Origin of the sequence: Vibrio sp. 1641 (assembly GCF_033339995.1) — a bacterium.
Taxonomy (GTDB): Bacteria; Pseudomonadota; Gammaproteobacteria; order Enterobacterales; family Vibrionaceae; genus Vibrio; species Vibrio alginolyticus.
The window spans coordinates 1-1180 of sequence record NZ_JAWOVP010000049.1 but is presented as its reverse complement, the minus strand read 5'-3'; the positions used below and the strand labels follow the sequence as shown (position 1 = coordinate 1180).

Here is a 1180-nt window from a genome sequence, read left to right as displayed (position 1 = left end):
TGTCTAAAGAAAAATTTGAACGTACGAAACCGCACGTTAACGTTGGTACTATCGGCCACGTTGACCACGGTAAAACAACTCTAACTGCAGCTATCTGTACTACTCTTGCTAAAGTTTACGGCGGTGTAGCTAAAGACTTCGCATCTATCGATAACGCTCCAGAAGAGCGTGAGCGCGGTATCACAATCGCAACTTCTCACGTTGAGTACGACACTCCATCACGCCACTACGCACACGTTGACTGTCCAGGACACGCTGACTATGTTAAAAACATGATCACTGGTGCTGCACAGATGGACGGTGGTATCCTAGTTGTTGCTGCGACAGATGGCCCAATGCCACAAACTCGTGAGCACATCCTACTAGGCCGTCAGGTTGGTATCCCATACATCATCGTATTCATGAACAAATGTGACATGGTTGACGATGAAGAGCTACTAGAACTAGTAGAAATGGAAGTTCGTGAACTTCTATCTGAATACGATTTCCCAGGTGATGACCTACCAGTTATCCAAGGTTCTGCACTAGGCGCACTAAACGGCGAAGAGCAGTGGGAAGCGAAAATCGTTGAACTAGCAGAAGCTCTAGATACTTACATCCCTGAGCCAGAGCGTGCGGTAGATCAGCCATTCCTAATGCCTATCGAAGACGTATTCTCAATCCAAGGTCGTGGTACAGTAGTAACTGGCCGTATCGAGCGTGGTATCCTAACTGTAGGTGACGAAGTTGCTATCGTAGGTATCAAAGACACTACTACAACTACATGTACTGGTGTTGAGATGTTCCGTAAGCTTCTAGACGAAGGCCGTGCAGGTGAGAACGTTGGTGCACTTCTACGTGGTACTAAGCGTGACGAAGTTGAACGTGGTCAAGTACTAGCTAAGCCTGGTTCAATCACTCCACACACTAAGTTCGAATCAGAAGTATACGTACTGTCTAAAGATGAAGGTGGTCGTCACACTCCATTCTTCAAAGGCTACCGTCCACAATTCTACTTCCGTACAACTGACGTAACTGGTGACATCCAGCTACCAGACGGCGTAGAAATGGTAATGCCAGGCGACAACGTACAGATGACTGTAGAGCTAATCGCACCAATCGCAATGGACGAAGGTCTACGTTTCGCGATCCGTGAAGGTGGCCGTACAGTAGGTGCTGGTGTTGTTGCTAAGATCTTCGA

1 protein-coding gene is annotated in these 1180 nt (G+C 47.5%); it reads left to right on the top strand.

Going from position 1 to position 1180, the window contains the following annotated elements; genetic code table 11:
- Positions 1-1180: elongation factor Tu (gene tuf / locus R7Z47_RS24060; RefSeq protein WP_262607161.1), on the top strand; the 1180-nt coding region annotated here is incomplete at both ends.